Here is an 18621-nt window from a genome sequence, read left to right as displayed (position 1 = left end):
TCAGCCTTTCTGCTCGGCCAGCGCCAGCATCGCCAGCGAAAGGCGGGCCAGGAAGGCCTCGCGGCTTTCACCGGTTTCGACCCGCATGGGCTGGCCGAAGCGCACGGCGCAGTTCAGCGGCACCGGCAGGAAGGCGCCTTTCGGCAGGATGCGGTCCAGGTTCAGGATCCAGGCCGGCACGATCTCGGCCTGCGGCACGGCGCGCGCCAGGTGATAGATGCCGGATTTCAGCGGCAACAGGCGCGCGTCGGTCAGGTTGCGGGTGCCCTCGGGAAAGAAGATCACGTCCTCGCCGCCGCGCAGCACCTCGGCCACGGTTTCGACCGGGTCCGAGCGGCGGCTGTTGGGGTCCCGGTCGATCAGCACGGCGCGGAACACCCGATGGGCGATCCAGCGGCGCAGGTCCGAACGCTCCCAGTAATCGGCGCCGGCGACGGGGCGGGTGTGCAGGCGGTGCCGTTTCGGCAGCACAGACCACAGCGCCACGAAATCGGCATGGCTGACATGGTTGGCGACCAGGATGCGCGGCGCGGCTTGGGGCGGCGGCAGGTCGATGGCGCGCAGGCTCAGCAGCAGCCGCGCGGTCGCCACCAGTCCCGCGCGGGTCATTCGCACCGGAATCGTCGCTGTCATAAGCATCCCTGTCCCTGTTCCGGCCCCTGCATGACACGAAGCGGGGCGGGACGGAAGCCGGGCCTATTCCAGCCAGAGATCCCGCAGCAATGCCTGCGCCAGATGGTCTATCGAGCCGCCATCTATCCGGACCAATCGTTCATGGCCGTGATACGACACGCGCAGTCTGTCGCCGATGACTTCGTATTCGCCTGAAACCAACGCTCCCTTGCGGCAGGCGAGGGTGACCGTGCCTTTCATCACCGTTTCCCTTTCCGTCATTGCCATCTCAGCCTGAGGCCGGAGGGCCGGTCGCGGCAAGTACGACTTTCGGACAGGTCTGCGGGACTGTGTGCCGGGTGCCACGGTCCCGCCGGCGGCGCGCCGCCGGCATGGGCGGGTAGGGCGGGGTGACCGGATGGGCGGGCACCCGCCAAGCCATTGCCGGAAATGAAAAAACCGGGCCCGAAGGCCCGGCCATTCCGGCCCGCCCGCAACGGGCGGCGGTCGTCCCGCCGGTCAGGACATGCTGGTCAGCACGTATTGCACGATGCGTTCGGCCGCGTCCTCGGGGGTCAGATCGACGGTGTTCACCGTGATCTCGGCCTGCTGCGGCTGCTCATAGGGGCTGTCGATGCCGGTGAAGTTCTTCAGCTGGCCCGAGCGCGCCTTCTTGTAGAGTCCCTTGACGTCGCGCGCCTCGGCCACCTCCAAGGGCGTATCGACGAAGACCTCGACGAACTCGCCCGGCGCCATCAGGTCGCGCACCATCTGCCGCTCCGAGCGGAAGGGCGAGATGAAGGCGGTCAGCACGATCAGCCCGGCATCGGTCATCAGCTTCGCCACCTCGCCGACGCGGCGGATGTTTTCCACCCGGTCGGCATCGGTGAAGCCCAGGTCGCGGTTCAGCCCGTGGCGGATGTTGTCGCCGTCCAGCAGGAAGGTGTGCTTGCCAAGGGCGTGCAGCTTCTTCTCGACGATATTGGCGATCGTGGATTTGCCCGAGCCGGACAGGCCGGTGAACCAGACCACGGCCGGCTTCTGGTTCTTCAGCGCCGCATGGGCTTCGCGGTTCACGTCCAGCGCCTGCCAGTGGATGTTCTGCGACCGGCGCAGGGCGAAATGGATCATCCCCGCCGCCACCGTGGTATTGGTCATGCGGTCGATCAGGATGAAGCCGCCCAGGTCGGGGTTCTGGGCATAGGCCTCGAACGGGATCGGCCGGTCGGTCGAGATGTTGACCACGCCGATGGCATTCAGCCCCAGCGTCTTGCTGGCCAGATGCTCCAGCGTGTTGACGTTCACCTCGTATTTCGGCTCGGTGACGGTGGCGGTGACCACCTGGGTGCCGATCTTCAGCAGATAGGGGCGGCCGGGCAGCATTTCCTGCTCGGTCATCCAGACCAGCGTGGCCTCGAACTGGTCGGCGACCTCGCAGGGCTGATCGGATTGCACGATCACGTCGCCGCGCGAGCAGTCGATCTCGTCGGCGAAGGTCAGCGTCACCGACTGGCCGGCGACCGCTTGCTCCAGGTCGCCGTCGAAGGTGACGATGGACTTGACCGTCGTGGTCTTGCCCGAGGGCAGCACCCGGATCGCGTCGCCCGGCCGCACCCGGCCCGCGCCGATCTGACCGGCAAAGCCGCGGAAATCCAGGTTCGGCCGGTTCACCCATTGCACCGCCATGCGGAACGGATGATCCTGCATCTGCGCGTCGTTGACCGGCGCCTGTTCCAGATGGCCCAGCAGCGTCGGGCCCTGATACCAGTGCATGTTGTCGCTGTGGCCGACGATGTTGTCGCCCTTGAGCCCCGAGATCGGGATCGGCAGGAAGCTGTCCATGCCGATCTGCTTGGCGAAATGCGAGTAATCCGCGACGATGTCGTAGAACCGCTCGGCCGAGTAATCGACCAGGTCCATCTTGTTCACCGCCAGCACCACGTTCTTGATGCCGAGCAGGTTCACCAGGTAGCTGTGGCGCCGGGTCTGGGTCAGCACGCCCTGGCGCGCGTCGATCAGGATCACCGCCAGGTCGGCGGTCGAGGCGCCGGTGACCATGTTGCGGGTGTATTGTTCGTGGCCGGGGGTGTCGGCGACGATGAACTTGCGCTTGTCGGTGGCGAAGAAGCGATAGGCCACGTCGATGGTGATGCCCTGCTCGCGCTCGGCCGCCAGCCCGTCGACCAGCAGCGCGAAGTCGATGTCGCCGCCTTGCGTGCCCACGTTCTTGCTGTCGTTTTCAAGGCTTGCGAGCTGGTCCTCGAAGATCATCTTGCTGTCATAGAGCAGCCGGCCGATCAGCGTCGACTTGCCGTCATCGACCGAGCCGCAGGTGATGAAGCGCAGCATGGTTTTGTGCTGGTGCTTCAGCAGATAGGCGTCGATATCCTCGGCGATCAGGGCATCCGTGACGTAGACGGGATCCTTCATCTCGTGGTTCATCTCAGAAATACCCCTCTTGTTTCTTCTTCTCCATCGAGGCCGACTGGTCGTGGTCGATGGCGCGGCCCTGCCGCTCCGAGGTCGTGGTCAGCAGCATTTCCTGGATGACTTCGGGCAGGGTGCGGGCGTTGGATTCCACCGCGCCGGTCAGCGGATAGCAGCCCAGCGTGCGGAAACGCACCGATTTCATCACCGGCTCTTCGCCGTCGCGCAGCCGGAAGCGCTCGTCATCGACCATGATCAGCAGCCCGTCGCGTTCCACGACCGGGCGCGGCTGGCTGAAATACAGCGGCACGATGTCGATGTTTTCCAGATGGATGTACTGCCAGATGTCCAGCTCGGTCCAGTTCGACAGCGGGAAGACCCGGATCGATTCGCCCTTGCCCTTGCGGGTGTTGTAGAGCTTCCACAATTCGGGGCGCTGGTTCTTGGGATCCCAGCGGTGGTTGGCCGAGCGGAACGAGAACACCCGCTCTTTGGCGCGCGACTTTTCCTCGTCGCGGCGGGCGCCGCCGAAGGCCACGTCGAAGTTGAACTTGCTCAGCGCCTGTTTCAGCCCGTCGGTCTTCCACATGTCGGTATGCAGGCTGCCGTGGTCGAAGGGGTTGATGCCCTTTTCCATCGCCTCTGGGTTGTGGTGGACGATCAGTTCCATGCCGGCCTCGGCCGCGGCGCGGTCGCGCAGCTCGTACATGGCGCGGAACTTCCAGGTGGTGTCCACATGCAGAAGCGGGAAGGGCGGCGGGGCGGGGTAGAACGCCTTCTTCGCCAGGTGCAGCATGCAGGCCGAATCCTTGCCCACGGAATACAGCATCACCGGGTTGTCGGCCGTGGCCACCACCTCGCGCATGATCTGGATGCTCTCGGCCTCGAGCCTCTGGAGATGGGTCAGCGTGGCCGCCTGACCCCCGGTATGTATGACGGATTGGCTGTTCATCGGCATGGCCCTTGTTCTGCGATGTGTGTCCTTTGCCAGATTTTCCCGGCAAGACCAAGACCACCAGAGCGGGAAACGGCCTCGCCCGGTTCCGGGCGGATTCGCGCCATGCCCGGCCCCGGGGGGCGGCGCCGCAACCCGTCGCTGGTCCCCTTGCCGGTTGCCTATATTCGTTTTCGGTTCGCTTTTCAGCCGTTTCTTGCAGGCGCAGCGAAGGAAATCGCGGGCGTTTCGAGGTATTTTTATGCCGCATCGCAGCGATAACGGGCGTTTTCCGCCGCATCGCCGCGCAAAACTGTTCGTTTTTCCAGAAAACGATCATAAGCGAAAATTTCTGCTTGACCGAGGTCACGCAGACGTTACACCTTTCGCCCAGGATGGGTGCCATGACGGGGAGGATCGGCGTGTCAGCACCAGGGCGGCCCGCGGCCGATCTGTTCATCATCGGCGGCGGCATCAACGGCTGCGGCATCGCGCGGGACGCGGCGGGGCGCGGGCTTTCGGTCACGCTGGCCGAACAGGGCGATCTGGCGCAGGCGACTTCCTCGGCCTCGACCAAGCTGTTCCATGGCGGGCTGCGCTATCTGGAATTCTTCGAGTTCCGGCTGGTGCGCGAGGCGCTGGAGGAACGCGAGACGCTGCTCTCTGCCATGCCGCATATTTCCTGGCCGATGCGTTTCGTGCTGCCCTGGTCGCCGCAGATGCGGTTCGAGAGCGACACCCCGACCTCGCGGCTTCTGTCCTTTGTCATGCCCTGGATGCGCGGCCGCCGGCCGGCCTGGCTGATCCGGCTGGGGCTGTTCCTTTACGACAACCTGGGCGGGCGCAGGATCCTGCCGGGGACCAGGCGGCTGAACCTGTCCCGCGATCCGCTGGGCAAGCCGTTGAAGCCGGGCTTCCGGCTGGGCTGGGAATATTCCGACTGCTGGGTGCAGGATGCGCGGCTGGTGGTGCTGAACGCCCGCGACGCGCAGGCGCGCGGCGCCACCATTCTGACCCGCACCCGTGTCGCCGATGCCGAGCGGGCCGGCGATCTGTGGCGCATCACCACCGAGGGGCCGGACGGCGCGCGGACCCACCACGCCCGGGCGCTGGTCAATGCCGGCGGGCCCTGGGTCGAGGAGGTGATCCGCAATGTCGCGCATATCCAGTCCTCGGAAGGGGTGCGGCTGGTGCGCGGCAGCCATATCGTCGTGCCGCGGCTTTACGATCACGACCGCTGCTATTTCTTTCAGGGCACCGACGGGCGGATCATCTTCGCCATCCCGTTCGAGGAGGATTTCACCCTGATCGGCACCACCGACATGGACCATCAGGGCCCGCCGGGCGACGCGCATTGTTCGGATGCCGAGCGCGATTATCTTTGCGCCTTCGCCAGCCAGTATTTCGCCAAGGCGGTGACGCCCGACCAGGTGGTCTGGACCTATTCCGGGGTGCGGCCGCTTTATAACGACGGCGCCAAGTCGGCCACGGCGGCGACGCGGGACTATGTGCTCGGCCTGAACGACGCGGGCGCGCCGCTGCTGAACGTGTTCGGCGGCAAGATCACCACCTATCGCCGGCTGGCCGAGGGCGCGCTGGCCAAGCTGGCGCCGTTCTTTCCGCAGGCCGGCGGCGACTGGACGGCGCGGGTGCCATTGCCCGGCGGCGATTTCCCGGTCGACGGGGTCGAGGAGCTGATCGCGCAGCTGCAGGCCAGCCATCCGTTCCTGCCGCCGCGCCTGGCCCGCCGGCTGGTGCGCACCTACGGCACCGAGGCTTTCCTGCTGCTCGACGGCGCCGAAAGCATGGCGGCACTGGGCCGCGACTTCGGCGCCGGGCTGACCGGGGCCGAGGTGGACTGGCTGATCCGCAATGAATTCGCCCGCAGCGCGCAGGACATCCTTTGGCGGCGCACCAAGCTGGGGTTACACATGAACGAGGCGCAGCGCCGCGAACTGGAGGCGTTCGTGGACGCGCGGCAGGCCGCCGATCCGGCGGCGGAATAGGGGAGGAAGGCTTTGCTGGAATTGCAGGGCGTGTCGCGGTCGGTCGGGGGAAGGGTGCATATCCATTCCACCAGCCTGACCTTGCAAAGGGGCACGATGAACGTGCTGCTGGGGCCGACGCTGTCGGGCAAGACCAGCCTGATGCGGCTGATGGCCGGGCTGGACCAGCCCTCGACCGGACGCATCCTCTGGGACGGGCAGGACGTGACCGGCCAGCGCGTGCAGGACCGCGGCGTCGCCATGGTCTATCAGCAGTTCATCAACTATCCCGGTCTTTCGGTCTATGAAAACATCGCCTCGCCGCTGCGCATCCTCGGCCGGCCGCGGGACGAGATCGACCGCAAGGTGCGCGAGACCGCCGAGATGCTGCGGCTGACGCCGATGCTGGCGCGCAAGCCGCTGGAACTGTCGGGCGGCCAGCAGCAGCGCTGCGCGCTGGCCCGCGCGCTGGTCAAGGGCGCCGGCCTCGTGCTGCTGGACGAGCCGCTGGCCAACCTCGACTACAAGCTGCGCGAGGAGTTGCGCGTCGAGATCCCGCGCATCTTCGAGGCGTCCGGCGCGATCTTCGTCTATGCCACGACCGAGCCCGAGGAGGCGCTGCTGCTGGGCGGCCAGACCGCGACGCTGTGGCAGGGGCGGGTGACGCAGTTCGGCGCGACGCCGGCCGTCTATCGCCGGCCGGTCGATGCGACCACGGCGCGGGTGTTCAGCGATCCGCCGATGAACTTCGTCGGCGCCCGCAAGCAGGGCGCCGCGGTCAGCCTGGGCGACAGCGCGCTGGCCTCGGGCAGTTTCGCCGACCTGCCGGACGGCGCCTATCTGGCCGGGTTCCGCGCCAATCACCTGTCGCTGACCCGGCATGGTCCGATGGCGGTCGAATTCGTCTGCACGCTGGTCGGAACCGAGGTCACCGGCTCGGAAACCTTCGTGCATGTCGAGCACGGCGCCGACCGCTGGGTCGGGCTGGTCGAGGGGGTGCATCAGCTGACGGCCGGCCAGCCGCTCTCGGTCTGGCTGGACCCGGCGCATGTCTACCTGTTCGATGCGGCCGAGCGGCTGGCCGTCCCGGCCGCCTATGCGAAGGTGGCCTGACATGGCACAGATCACGCTGAAGAACCTTGCCCACAGCTACCTCGCGCATCCGCGGTCCGAGGCGGATTACGCGCTGAAGGAAATGGACCATGTCTGGCAGGACGGCGGCGCCTATGCGCTGCTGGGCTCGTCCGGCTGCGGCAAAACCACGCTGCTGAACATCATCTCGGGCCTCTTGACCCCCAGTCACGGCCGGGTGCTGTTTAACGACCGCGACGTGACCGCGGCCCCCACGGCCGAGCGCAACATCGCCCAGGTGTTCCAGTTCCCGGTGGTCTACGACACCATGACCGTGCGCGACAACCTGGCATTCCCGCTGAAGAACCGCGGCAAGGACGCGGCCTATATCAAGGCGCGCGTCGACCAGATCGCCCGCATGATCGGCATGGAGGCGATGCTGTCGCGCAAGGCGCAGGGCCTGACCGCCGACGCCAAGCAGAAGATTTCCCTTGGCCGCGGCATGGTGCGCGAGGACGTGAACGCGATCCTGTTCGACGAGCCGCTGACCGTCATCGACCCGCAGATGAAATGGGAGCTGCGCACCCAGCTCAAGCAGTTGCACCGCCAGTTCGGCCATACCATGATCTATGTCACCCATGACCAGACCGAGGCGCTGACCTTCGCCGACAAGGTGGTGGTCATGTATGAAGGCCGGGTGGTGCAGATGGGCACGCCCGAGGAACTGTTCGAGAAGCCTGCCCATACCTTCGTGGGCTATTTCATCGGCTCGCCCGGGATGAACTTTCTTGACGCCGAGCTGCGGGGCGACCGCGCCCTGCTGCCCGGCGGCGAGACGGTGGCATTGGGCGGGCATTACGCCCCGGTCGCCGGCCGGGTGCAGATCGGCATCCGCCCCGAACATGCCACGCTGGTGGCCAGCGGCGGGCTGCCGCTGACCATCCGCCGCGTCGAGGATGTGGGCCGCCACCGCCTGGTGCGCGGCGAAGTGGCCGGCCGGCCGCTGAATGTGGTCATGCCCGAGGGCATGCCGGTCGAGGGCCTGCCGCAGGTCGCCTTCGCGCCGGGCAGGATCAACGTCTATGCCGACGACTGGCGCGTCGCGCCGCAGGAAGAGGGGGCCGCCTGATGGACAAGACCCAGAACAACCGCGCCTGGTTCCTGGTCCTGCCGGTGCTGGTGATCGTCGCCTTCTCGGCGGTGATCCCGCTGATGACGGTGGTGAACTACGCCTTCAACGACACGTTCGGCAACAACGAGTTCTTCTGGGCCGGGCTGGAATGGTTCGACGAGATGGTCCATTCCTCGCGCCTGCACGAGGCGCTGGGCCGGCAGGCGCTGTTTTCCGCCATCATCCTGGCCATCGAGGTGCCGCTGGGCATTTTCGTGGCACTGAACATGCCCAAGAAGGGCTTCTGGTCCAGCCTGGTGCTGGTGCTGATGGCGCTGCCCTTGCTGATTCCCTTCAACGTCGTCGGCACGATCTGGCAGATCTTCGGCCGCACCGATATCGGCCTGTTGGGCCGGGGGCTGGCGGTGCTGGGGCTCGACTACAACTACACCAATGACCCGCTGGACGCCTGGATCACCGTGATCGTCATGGATGTCTGGCATTGGACCAGTCTTGTGGCGCTGCTTTGCTATGCCGGGCTGCAATCCATCCCGCAGGCCTATTACCAGGCGGCCAAGATCGACCAGGCCAGCCGCTGGGCGGTGTTCCGCCATATCGAGCTGCCCAAGATGAAGGGCGTGCTGCTGATCGCGGTCCTGCTGCGCTTCATGGACAGTTTCATGATCTATACCGAGCCCTTCGTCGTCACCGGCGGCGGACCCGGCAACTCGACCACCTTCCTGTCCATCGACCTGGTGAAGATGGCGGTGGGGCAGTTCGACCTGGGTCCGGCCGCCGCCTTCAGCCTGATGTATTTCCTGGTGATCCTGCTGGTTTCCTGGGTGTTCTACACGGTAATGACCAATATGGACCGCAGCCAGTCCGACATCCCGGAGGCCATGTGATGCGCGTCAGACCCTCGGCCGTCGTCATGGTGCTTTACCTGCTGTTCCTGCTGATCCCGATCTATTGGCTGCTCAACATGAGCCTGAAGACCAATGCCGAGATCACCGGCACCTTCAGCCTGTTCCCACACAACCTGACATTGCGGAACTACCGGGTGATCCTGACCGACCCCAGCTGGTATATGGGTTACGTGAACTCCATTATCTATGTGGTCATGAACACGGTGATTTCCATCGCCGTGGCGCTGCCGGCCGCCTATGCCTTCAGCCGCTACAGCTTCATGGGCGACAAGCACCTGTTCTTCTGGCTCTTGACCAACCGCATGTCGCCGCCGGCGGTCTTTGCGCTGCCCTTCTTCCAGCTTTATTCCTCGATCGGGCTGTTCGACACCCATATCGCGGTGGCGCTGGCGCATTGCCTGTTCAACGTGCCGCTGGCGGTCTGGATCCTGGAAGGCTTCATGCGCGGCGTCCCGAAGGAGATCGACGAGACCGCCTATATCGACGGCTACAGCTTCCCGCGCTTCTTCGTGAAGATCTTCATGCCGCTGATCGCCAGCGGCATCGGGGTCGCCGCCTTCTTCTGCTTCATGTTCAGCTGGGTCGAGCTGCTTTTGTCGCGCACCCTGACCAGCGTGAATGCCAAGCCCATCGCGGCGACGATGACCCGCACCGTCTCGGCCTCGGGCATGGACTGGGGCGTGCTGGCGGCGGCGGGGGTGTTGACCATCATCCCCGGCGCGCTGGTGATCTGGTTTGTCCGCAACTACATCGCCAAGGGCTTTGCCCTGGGGAGGGTCTGATGTCCGACGCTGCCATCCCGACGCACCGACGCAAGGCCTGGCCCGCCATCTATGCCGGGGCCGCCCTGGTGATGGCCGCCATCCTGGCCCTGCTGGTCTGGGCCACGCCGGTCGCGGACGGCGCCAGGGACTGGACCGCGCCGATGGTCCCCGGCGGCTGGATGGCCTGGACCTTTCCGGTGGCGCTGTTCTTCTGGGTGATCGCCAGCCTGCTGGTGCTGTTCACCATCCTGGCCATCCGGTTTCCCGAGACCCCGCGCCTCGGCATCCTGCGCATCGAGACGACGCGCGGCGACCGGCTGTTCATCTCGCTTCTCGGCTCGGCCTTCATCTGCCTGGGCTGGCTGTTCTTCGCAGGCCCGCCGCTGTGGTGGGGGCTTGCGCTCTGCCTCGTCTATGCCGCGGCGGTGTTCCGCTGGGTATGACCGGGTTCGAACAGCCCCAGGGCAGCGGCAATTGCCCCGGGGCGCTCGCGATAGGATCAACGTCTCATTCCAAGGGAGGAAAACATGAGACCGATGCAAAGGACCACGGCCATGGCGCTTGCGCTTCTGGTCATGGGTGCGCCCGCCTGGGCGGACATGGAGGCGGCGAAGAAATTCCTCGACGCCGAGATCGGGGATCTGTCCTCGCTCTCGCGCGAGGACCAGGAAAAGGAGATGCAGTGGTTCGTCGGCGCCGCGCAGCCGCTGGCGGGGATGGAGATCAAGGTGGTTTCCGAAACCATCACCACGCATGAATACGAAGCCAAGGTGCTGGCCCCGGCCTTCACCGCCATCACCGGCATCAAGGTCACCCACGACCTGATCGGCGAAGGCGACGTGGTGGAAAAGCTGCAGACCCAGATGCAGACCGGCGAGAACATCTACGACGCCTATGTCAATGACAGCGACCTGATCGGCACGCATTGGCGCTATCAGCAGGCCCGCAGCCTGACCAAGTGGATGGCCGAGGAGGGCAAGGACTTCACCAGCCCGACCCTGGACCTGCCCGATTTCATCGGGCTGAAGTTCACCACCGCGCCGGACGGCGACCTGTATCAGCTGCCCGACCAGCAGTTCGCGAACCTGTACTGGTTCCGCTACGACTGGTTCAACGACCAGAAGACCAAGGACGATTTCAAGGCCAAGTATGGCTATGACCTGGGCGTGCCGGTGAACTGGTCGGCCTATGAGGACATCGCCGAGTTCTTCACCGGCCGCGACATGTCCTATATCGAGGGCGGCCCCAAGAAGGCCTGGGGCAACATGGACTACGGCAAGAAGGACCCCAGCCTTGGCTGGCGTTACACCGATGCCTGGATGTCCATGGCCGGCATGGGCGACAAGGGCGAACCCAACGGCCTGCCGGTCGACGAATGGGGCATCCGCGTTGATGAAAACAGCCGTCCGGTCGGTTCCTGCGTGGCGCGCGGCGGCGCGACCAATGACGCGGCGGCGGTCTATGCGGTGACCAAGGCCATCGACTGGCTGAAGAAATACACCCCGCCCGAAGCCATGGGCATGACCTTCGGCGAGGCCGGCCCGGTCCCGGCGCGCGGCGACATCGCCCAGCAGATGTTCTGGTATACCGCCTTCACCGCCGATATGGTCAAGCCCGGCACCCCGGTGATGAACGAGGACGGCACGCCGAAATGGCGCATGGCGCCCAGCCCGCACGGCGCCTATTGGGCCGAGGGCACCAAGATCGGCTATCAGGACGTGGGCTCCTGGACGCTGATGAAATCGACGCCGGTGGATCGCGCGCAGGCCGCCTGGCTTTACGCGCAATTCGTGACCTCGAAGACCGTGGACGTGAAGAAATCCCATGTCGGGCTGACCTTCATCCGCGAATCGACGATCCAGGACAAGTCCTTCACCGAGCGCGCGCCGCAGCTTGGCGGTCTGGTCGAGTTCTACCGTTCGCCCGCCCGCGTGCAATGGTCGCCGACCGGGACCAACATCCCCGACTATCCGAAGCTGGCGCAGCTTTGGTGGCAGAACATCGGCGACGCGCTGTCGGGCGCCAAGACCCCGCAAGAGGCGCTGGATTCGCTCTGCGCCGAACAGGAGCGGGTGCTGGCCCGGCTGGAGCGTTCCGGCGTGCAGGGCGACCTGGGGCCGAAGCTGAACGAGGAGAAGGACGCGCAGGAATGGCTGGACGCCGAGGGCTCGCCCGTCGGCCCGCTGGAGAACGAGAAGCCGCAGGGCGAGACGATCTCCTATGACGAGCTGCTGAAGTCCTGGCAGTAATCTGCCTTGACGGGCGGGGCCCTGCCTCGCCCGTCTTTCTGCCTCTCGGGGATCGACGAACCGCCATGACCCATATCCTTGCCATCGACCAGGGCACCACCTCGTCGCGCGCCATCGTCTTCGACGCCGGGCTGCGTCCCGTCGCCTCGGCGCAAAAGGAATTCCCGCAGCATTTCCCCGCCTCGGGCTGGGTCGAGCATGATCCGTCGGACCTCTGGGTCAGCGTGGCCGGGGTGGCGCGGGCGGCGGTCGAAAAGGCGGGGCTGCATGCCGGCGACATCGCCGCCATCGGCATCACCAACCAGCGCGAGACCACGCTGATCTGGGACCGCCGCACCGGCAAGCCGCTGCATCGCGCCATCGTCTGGCAGGACCGCCGCACCGCCGGGTTGTGCGACCGGCTGAAGGCCGAGGGGCATGAGCCGGTGATCGCGGCCCGCACCGGGCTGCTGCTCGACCCGTATTTCTCGGGCACCAAGCTGGGCTGGCTTCTGGACAATATCGACGGCGCCCGCGACCGTGCCAAGCGCGGCGAGCTGGCCTTCGGCACCGTGGACAGCTGGCTGATCTGGAACCTGACGGGGGGCCGCGTCCATGCCACCGACGCCACCAATGCCGCCCGCACCCTGCTTTACAACATCGTCGAGAACCGTTGGGACGCGGAAATCTGCGCACTGCTGGACATCCCCATGGCGCTGCTGCCCGAGGTCCGCGACTGCGCCGGCGATTACGGCACCACGCGCGCCGACCTGTTCGGGCGCGAGATCCCGATTCTCGGCGTTGCCGGCGACCAGCAGGCGGCGACGGTCGGCCAGGCCTGTTTCGCGCCGGGCATGATGAAATCGACCTATGGCACCGGCTGCTTCGCGCTGCTGAACACCGGCGAGAAGATGGTGGCGTCGAAGAACCGGCTGCTGAGCACCATCGCCTATCGGCTGGACGGCCGCACCACCTATGCGCTGGAGGGCTCGATCTTCATCGCCGGGGCGGTGGTGCAATGGCTGCGCGACGGGCTGAAGATCATCCGCCACGCCGCCGAGACCCAGCCGCTGGCCGAGGCGGCCGACCCGGCCCAGGAACTGCTGCTGGTGCCGGCCTTCACCGGGCTGGGGGCGCCCTATTGGCGGCCGGAATGCCGGGGCGCGGTCTTCGGGCTGACGCGCAATTCCGGCCCGGCCGAGTTCGCCCGCGCGGCGCTGGAGAGCGTGGGTTTCCAGACCCGCGATCTTCTGGAAGCCATGCGCGCCGACTGGCCGGATGCCGCGCAGGGCGTGCTGCGCGTCGATGGCGGCATGGCGGCCAGCGACTGGACTATGCAGTTCCTGGCCGACATCCTCGGCGCGCCGGTGGACCGGCCGCGCGTGACCGAGACGACGGCGCTTGGCGCCGGCTATCTGGCCGGCCTGGGGGCGGGCCTGTGTCCGTCCCCCGAGGAATTCGCCCGCGACTGGGCCCTGGAGCGCCGTTTCGAGCCCATCATGGCCGAGGCTGTGCGCGAGGCCCGCTATGCGCGCTGGCAAAGGGCCGTGCAGGCCACCATCGCCGCCGCCGGCTGATCCCGCCGGGGCGGCTAAAGCGCGCCGCCCCGAAGCGTGTCGAGTGGCTGGAACATCAGCCCGTCCGGCCCCTGCACCAGGTGGGCGGTGATGCCGAAGACCCGGGCGAGGTTTTCGGCGGTCAGCACCGCCTCGGGCGGACCATCGGCGGCGATGCCGCCCTGGTGCAGCATGACCAGCCGCGTGCAATGCCGCGCCGCCAGCCCCAGGTCGTGCAGCGAGGCCAGGACGGCATGGCCCTGCTCGGCCAGCTGCCGGAACAGCCGCATCACGTCGATCTGCGCCGCCGGGTCCAGCCCGGCGATCGGCTCGTCGGCGATCAGCAGCGGCGTTTCCTGCGCTAGCGCCCGGGCGATCAGCGTGCGGGCCTGCTCGCCGCCCGACAGTTCGGTGGCGCGGCGGTGGCGCAGCGGGGCCAGGTGCAGCGCGGCGATGGCGCGTTCGATGGCGGCGCGGTCGGCGCTGCCTGCGGAATGCGGATGGGCGATGCGGCCAAGCGCCACCAGCGCCTCGACCGGCATCGGCCAGGCGATCTCGCGGCCCTGCGGCATATAGGCGGCGGCGCGGGCGCGTTCGCGCACCGGCAGCGCCGCCAGCGAGCTGTGGCCCCGCGCCGGCAAAAGTCCCAGGGCGGCGCGCAGCAGCGTGGTCTTGCCGGCGCCGTTCGGGCCCAGCAGGCCGACGAACTCGCCGGTGCCGAGGCGCAGGTCGATGCCGTCCAGAACCGGGCGGCCGGCGCGGTGCAGCGACAGGGCGCGAAGCTCCAGCATGGTCACAGCCCCTCGCGCCGGGTTTTCAGGATCAGGTGCAGGAAGAAGGGCGCCCCCACCAGCGCCGTCAGCACCCCCAGCTTCAGGTCGCGGCCCGGTGCGATCAGCCGCACGGCGATGTCGGCAGCCAGCACCACCGCCGCGCCCCCCAGCGCCGAAGCCGGGACCAGCCGCGCCGGGCTGGCGCCCACGGCGCGGCGCAGGACATGCGGCACCACCAGTCCGACGAAGCCCACCGTCCCGGCCACGGCCGTGGCGCTGCCGATCAGCGCGGCGATGCCCGCGACCAGCATCAGCCGCAGCCGGCCCAGATGCACGCCGCTGGAGGCGGCCGCATCTTCGCCCAGCGTCAGCGCCTGCAGGGCGCGGCGCGTCGGCCACAGCACCGCGAAGCCCAAGCCCATGAACGGCGCCGCGATCCAGACATGCAGCATCGAGCGGTCCGCCAGCGAGCCCATCATCCAGAATACGATCTCGTTGGCGGCGAAGGGATTGGGCGACAGGTTCAGCACCAGCGAGGTGCCGGCCCCGGCCAGGGCCGAGATGGCGATGCCGGCGAGGATCAGCGCCAGCGTGCCGCCGCGCGGCCCGGCCAGCGCCAGCACCAGCAGCACCGACAGCGCCGCGCCGGCCAGCGCCGCCAGCGGCAGGCCCAGCGGAAAGGCGGCCGACAGCCCGGTCTGGATCGCCAGCACCGCCCCCAGCGCCGCCGAGGCGCTGGTGCCGATCAGCCCCGGCTCGGCCAGCGGGTTGCGCAGGAAGCCCTGCAGCACCGCGCCCGACATCCCCAGCGCCGCGCCGACCAGCAGGCCCAGGGTGGCGCGCGGCAGCCGCAGCTCACGCATGACCAGGACCAGCATCTCGTCGCCGCGGCCAAGCAGCGCGGCAAGGCTCTGGCCGGCGCCGATCCCGGCCGGGCCGGTCAGCAGCGAGGCCAGGAACAGCGCCGCGACCAGCAGCGACAGCGCGGCGATCAGCAGCGGCTGGCGCGGCGCGGTCATCGCGCCGTCTCCAGCGACAGGCGGGCGTCGCGCAACTGCGCCACGGCGCGCAGGATGAAGGGGGTGCCGCAGACCCATTCGGGATCGGTCATCACCTCGGCCGGCGCCCCCCGGGTCAGCGCCCGCAGGGCCGGGTGGTCCAGCATCTCCTGCCCGCGGGCGCTGCCCGGATAGCGGCGGCCCTCGACCAGCAGGTCGGGCTCCGCAAGCAGCAGCGTCTCCAGCGGCAGGACGCCGCCCGCGGGCAGCCCGAGCGTGTCGGCGACATTGTCGAAGCCGGCCAGAGTCACGATCTGCCCGGCCAGGCTGGCCGAGCCCGAGCTGTAGCCGTTCACCGCATAAAGCGCCGCGCGCGGGCGCGGGCCGGGCGGCGCATCGGCCAGCCGCGCCAGATCGGCGTCGAACCGCGCCAGCAGCGCCTCGGCCGCCGTCTCGCGGCCCAGCACCTCGCCCATGCGGCGGATATTGGCGCGGATGCCGGCGATGTCGGTCTCGACCGGGAAGACCTCGACCGGGACATCCAGCCGCTCCAGCAGCCGGATCGCCCCCGGCGCGGTCCAGCCGCCGGCCAGAACCAGGTCGGGCCGGGCCAGGAAGATCTCCTCGACCAGGCCATGATTGACCGGCAGGCGCGACGCCGCCTCGGCCATGGCCGAGGCGGTGGGATCCTGCGCCAGATACGAGACCGAGACCAGTTGCCCCGGCGCCGCCAGCAGCATGGCAAGCTGGTCGGTGCACAGGTTCATCGACAGCACCCGGCGCGGCGGCTCGGCCGCGGCGGGCAGGGACAGGCCGGGCAGGGACAGGCCGGCCAGCAGGCAGGCGGCCAGGCGAAGCCGCCTTACCATTGCGCCGTCAGTCCCGCGTAAACGGTGCGGCCCTGGCCGTAATAGCCCCAGGCTTCGGAATAATCCTCGTCGAACAGGTTCACGACGCGGCCGGTCAGCCGGACATTCTGGGTCAGGTCATAGCCGGCGGCCAGGTTCACGGTCACGTAATCGGGCAGTTCGGTGGTGGCCGGAAGGTCGGGCCAGGCGGTGTTGAACCATTCCTCGTCGTAATTGCCGGCGACATAGCGCAGATCGGCCGTGACCGTACCGCGACCCTGCGCGAAATCGCCCGTGGCGCGCAGCCCCAGCCGGTGACGCGGCTGGCGGGTGATGGGCGTGTCGTTCTCGGTGCGGGCATCGGTATAGGTATAGGTTGCGCCCAGCCGCAGCCAGTCCGCCGCTTCGTATTCCAGATCGATCTCGAAACCCTTGCGGGTGCTGGTGCCGGCGACGTTCACCGAGGTTTCGCCGGCCCCGGCGATCATGTCCTCGACCTTGCTGGTGAACAGGGTCGCGCCCAGCTGGCCGCGGCCGGCGGCGAAGTCCAGATCGGCGCCGATTTCATAGCTGCGGCTGGTTTCGGGGGTCAGGTCCGGGTTGCCGTGATAGGTGCCGGGCGTATAACCGTAAAGCTGGAACATGTCGGGATTGACGGTGGCCTTTCCGGCCGCGGCGCGCAGGCGCAGGTCGCGCCCGGGCAGTTGCCAGGCGCCGGCGATGTTCCAGGTGGTCGCGTCGCGGAAATCCTCGTTGAAATCCCGCCGCAGCCCGGCCTGGACGCCGATGCCGTTGTCGAACTGCCCCTGATATTCCAACGCGACCGATTTGGTGTCGCGTTCAAACCGGCCGCCGGGTGCAAAGAAACTTTCGTAGCTTTCGCGCTTCTTCTGCAGGGCCAGGTTCAGCTTCTGCGCGGCGTCGCGGGCATGGCCGCCGTCCAGCGCCCAGGTGGCGGTATATCGGAAATCCCGCAGCCGCGAGGCATCGTCATAATCGGGCACGCCGGCGTCGAAATGATCGGTGGTCTGGTTCATCCCCCCGATGAAGAATCGGTTCAGCAACCGGCCAGCCAGTGCCTCGGCCTCGAGCCAGAGCGAGCCGTAGGTTTCATTCCGGTCCGCGGTGTGCGGCGTGTCGATCACATAGTCGTCGGGAGAAACGACCAGATCGAACCGGGATGCGTCATAGCCGTATTCCTGCCAGCTGCGCCGCAGGGTGAAGCCGGCGGTCACCGCCTCGCTGATGGTATAGGAACCGCTGAGGGTCAGGGTCTCGCGATCGTTGAACTCGGTATCGCCGCCCGGCGTGCGCGAGGCGTCCTCGCCATCGGTATGGCGCGTCGCGGCCGAGAAGCTGATCTGGCCGCGCTCGCCCATGGCGCGGACATAGGCGCTGGCGGCGCGGGTGGCCTGGCCACCGATCTCGACCCCGCCGCCATAGCTGAGTCCCGGGGCGGCGGCGCGGCGGGTGGTGATCGAGATCACCCCGGCGGCGGCATTGGCGCCGTAGATCGTCGATTGCGGGCCGCGCAGCACCTCGATGCGCTCGATATCCTCGGTCAGCAGGCCGCTGAACACATAGTCGCCGCTGCCGGGGGCATTGGCCTCGACCCCGTCGATCAGCACCAGCACATGGTTGGATTCCCCGCCGCGGATGCGGACCTTGGTCAGCGTCTCGCCGGTCGAGGTGACGGCCAGGCCGGGCAGGTCGCGCAGCGCGTCCTGGACGGTGACGAAACCGCGCGCCTGCAGATCCTCGGCGGTCAGGATGCTGTGGGCGCGGCCATAGGCGCTTTCCACGACCGGCGACAGGCCGCCGGACAGCACGACCGTATCCAGCATCACCGGCTGCTGCGCGTCCTGGCCCAGGGCGGCGGCGGGCAGGAGCAGGGCGGTGGCGGCAAGCAGGGAAACCCGGGTTCTGAACATTCCAAAGCCTTTCCAGCGCGGGGCTTGGCCCGCGATTTGCAGAACTGTCCTGCGGAAAGGCCAAGGGCAGCCCGGCCGCAGCACGGAGACTGTCACCTCTGCGGAACGGCCGCTTTCCGGGCGCGCCCCGCGCCGGGAATGGGTGATCGCTGCGGCAGGTCTCCTGGCTTGCGGATCATTGCTCGGGCCGGCCTTCCCGGGATGCCCCCAGTGGCGCCTGCGGCCTTCGCTCACCGCATACAGTTGCGGGGGCAGCCCCGGCCTTGCCCGGTCCGCGTCGCGGCCCAAGGCGCACCGATGTTCCCTTTTCATCCGGCAGCGCCGGAAACCGTAGCGGCCCCGCATTGCCGCAGCGCAGCCCGTCCTGTCAAGCGCGCCGTGCCGCTGCCGGTTGCCGGCCGGTTGCCGGCCGGGGCGCGGCAAAAGCCCCGTGCCTCGAAAAATACCGATCTGGCCG

General features: G+C 67.7%; 16 protein-coding genes and 1 riboswitch. Of the genes, 8 read left to right on the top strand and 8 right to left on the bottom strand.

The window, feature by feature from the left end:
• The 4 genes from ACFOMP_RS17735 to cysD form a co-directional block, all read right to left on the bottom strand.
• Positions 1–633 carry a lysophospholipid acyltransferase family protein gene (locus tag ACFOMP_RS17735; RefSeq protein ID WP_289895598.1) on the bottom strand — a complete coding sequence of 211 codons (633 nt, stop codon included), beginning with the start codon at positions 631–633 and terminating at the stop codon, positions 1–3.
• Between the two features lie 63 nt (positions 634–696).
• On the bottom strand, positions 697–873 hold the full coding sequence (locus ACFOMP_RS17730; protein WP_289895597.1) for a hypothetical protein: 177 nt from the start codon (positions 871–873) through the stop codon (positions 697–699).
• A 258-nt stretch (positions 874–1131) separates the two neighbouring features.
• On the bottom strand, positions 1132–3054 hold the full coding sequence (gene cysN, locus ACFOMP_RS17725; RefSeq protein ID WP_379033002.1) for a sulfate adenylyltransferase subunit CysN: 1923 nt from the start codon (positions 3052–3054) through the stop codon (positions 1132–1134).
• A 1-nt stretch (position 3055) separates the two neighbouring features.
• Entirely contained in the window at positions 3056–3991 is a 936-nt protein-coding gene (gene cysD / locus ACFOMP_RS17720) for a sulfate adenylyltransferase subunit CysD (RefSeq protein ID WP_289895595.1), read from the bottom strand.
• Between the two features lie 377 nt (positions 3992–4368).
• Here cysD and glpD point away from each other — a divergent pair, with 377 nt between their 5' ends.
• From glpD to glpK, 8 genes are all read left to right on the top strand, one after another.
• On the top strand, positions 4369–5979 hold the full coding sequence (glpD, locus tag ACFOMP_RS17715; RefSeq protein WP_379033047.1) for a glycerol-3-phosphate dehydrogenase: 1611 nt from the start codon (positions 4369–4371) through the stop codon (positions 5977–5979).
• Positions 5980–5991: 12 nt separating this feature from the next.
• Positions 5992–7071 carry an ABC transporter ATP-binding protein gene (locus ACFOMP_RS17710; RefSeq protein ID WP_289895593.1) on the top strand — a complete coding sequence of 360 codons (1080 nt, stop codon included), beginning with the start codon at positions 5992–5994 and terminating at the stop codon, positions 7069–7071.
• A gap of 1 nt (position 7072) precedes the next feature.
• Positions 7073–8158: an ABC transporter ATP-binding protein gene (locus ACFOMP_RS17705; protein WP_379032997.1), complete on the top strand. Its 1086-nt coding sequence runs from the start codon at positions 7073–7075 to the stop codon at positions 8156–8158.
• Positions 8158–9045 carry a carbohydrate ABC transporter permease gene (locus ACFOMP_RS17700; protein WP_019351862.1) on the top strand — a complete coding sequence of 296 codons (888 nt, stop codon included), beginning with the start codon at positions 8158–8160 and terminating at the stop codon, positions 9043–9045. The genes ACFOMP_RS17705 and ACFOMP_RS17700 overlap by 1 nt, the downstream gene beginning before the upstream one ends.
• Positions 9045–9848: a carbohydrate ABC transporter permease gene (locus ACFOMP_RS17695; protein ID WP_019351863.1), complete on the top strand. Its 804-nt coding sequence runs from the start codon at positions 9045–9047 to the stop codon at positions 9846–9848. Before ACFOMP_RS17700 ends, ACFOMP_RS17695 begins: the two co-directional genes overlap by 1 nt.
• Positions 9848–10273: a DUF2160 domain-containing protein gene (locus tag ACFOMP_RS17690; RefSeq protein ID WP_289895590.1), complete on the top strand. Its 426-nt coding sequence runs from the start codon at positions 9848–9850 to the stop codon at positions 10271–10273. The genes ACFOMP_RS17695 and ACFOMP_RS17690 overlap by 1 nt, the downstream gene beginning before the upstream one ends.
• An 84-nt stretch (positions 10274–10357) precedes the next feature.
• Positions 10358–12079 carry an ABC transporter substrate-binding protein gene (locus ACFOMP_RS17685; protein WP_379032993.1) on the top strand — a complete coding sequence of 574 codons (1722 nt, stop codon included), beginning with the start codon at positions 10358–10360 and terminating at the stop codon, positions 12077–12079.
• A gap of 65 nt (positions 12080–12144) precedes the next feature.
• Positions 12145–13635 (top strand): glycerol kinase GlpK, encoded by a 1491-nt coding sequence (gene glpK / locus ACFOMP_RS17680; protein ID WP_379032990.1) that lies wholly within the window; start codon positions 12145–12147, stop codon positions 13633–13635.
• A gap of 14 nt (positions 13636–13649) precedes the next feature.
• On the opposite strand, the gene ACFOMP_RS17675 is transcribed toward glpK, so the two are convergent.
• Genes ACFOMP_RS17675 through ACFOMP_RS17660 form a run of 4 tightly spaced genes read right to left on the bottom strand, consistent with a single transcriptional unit; the run spans position 13650 to position 18164 of the window.
• On the bottom strand, positions 13650–14405 hold the full coding sequence (locus tag ACFOMP_RS17675) for an ABC transporter ATP-binding protein (RefSeq protein ID WP_379032987.1): 756 nt from the start codon (positions 14403–14405) through the stop codon (positions 13650–13652).
• 2 nt (positions 14406–14407) lie between these two features.
• Complete coding sequence (locus ACFOMP_RS17670) at positions 14408–15406, bottom strand: FecCD family ABC transporter permease (protein WP_379032984.1); 999 nt, start codon at positions 15404–15406, stop codon at positions 14408–14410.
• Complete coding sequence (locus ACFOMP_RS17665; RefSeq protein ID WP_379032981.1) at positions 15403–16254, bottom strand: ABC transporter substrate-binding protein; 852 nt, start codon at positions 16252–16254, stop codon at positions 15403–15405. Before ACFOMP_RS17665 ends, ACFOMP_RS17670 begins: the two co-directional genes overlap by 4 nt.
• Positions 16248–18164: a TonB-dependent receptor plug domain-containing protein gene (locus ACFOMP_RS17660; protein WP_379032978.1), complete on the bottom strand. Its 1917-nt coding sequence runs from the start codon at positions 18162–18164 to the stop codon at positions 16248–16250. The genes ACFOMP_RS17665 and ACFOMP_RS17660 overlap by 7 nt, the downstream gene beginning before the upstream one ends.
• A 136-nt stretch (positions 18165–18300) precedes the next feature.
• Positions 18301–18512, bottom strand: a riboswitch (cobalamin riboswitch).
• Positions 18513–18621: the final 109 nt, after the last annotated feature.

Origin of the sequence: Paracoccus simplex (assembly GCF_042648325.1) — a bacterium.
GTDB lineage: Bacteria > Pseudomonadota > Alphaproteobacteria > Rhodobacterales > Rhodobacteraceae > Paracoccus > Paracoccus simplex.
The sequence above is the reverse complement of the archived record's forward strand: the minus strand, read 5'-3'. Positions and strand labels throughout refer to the sequence as shown.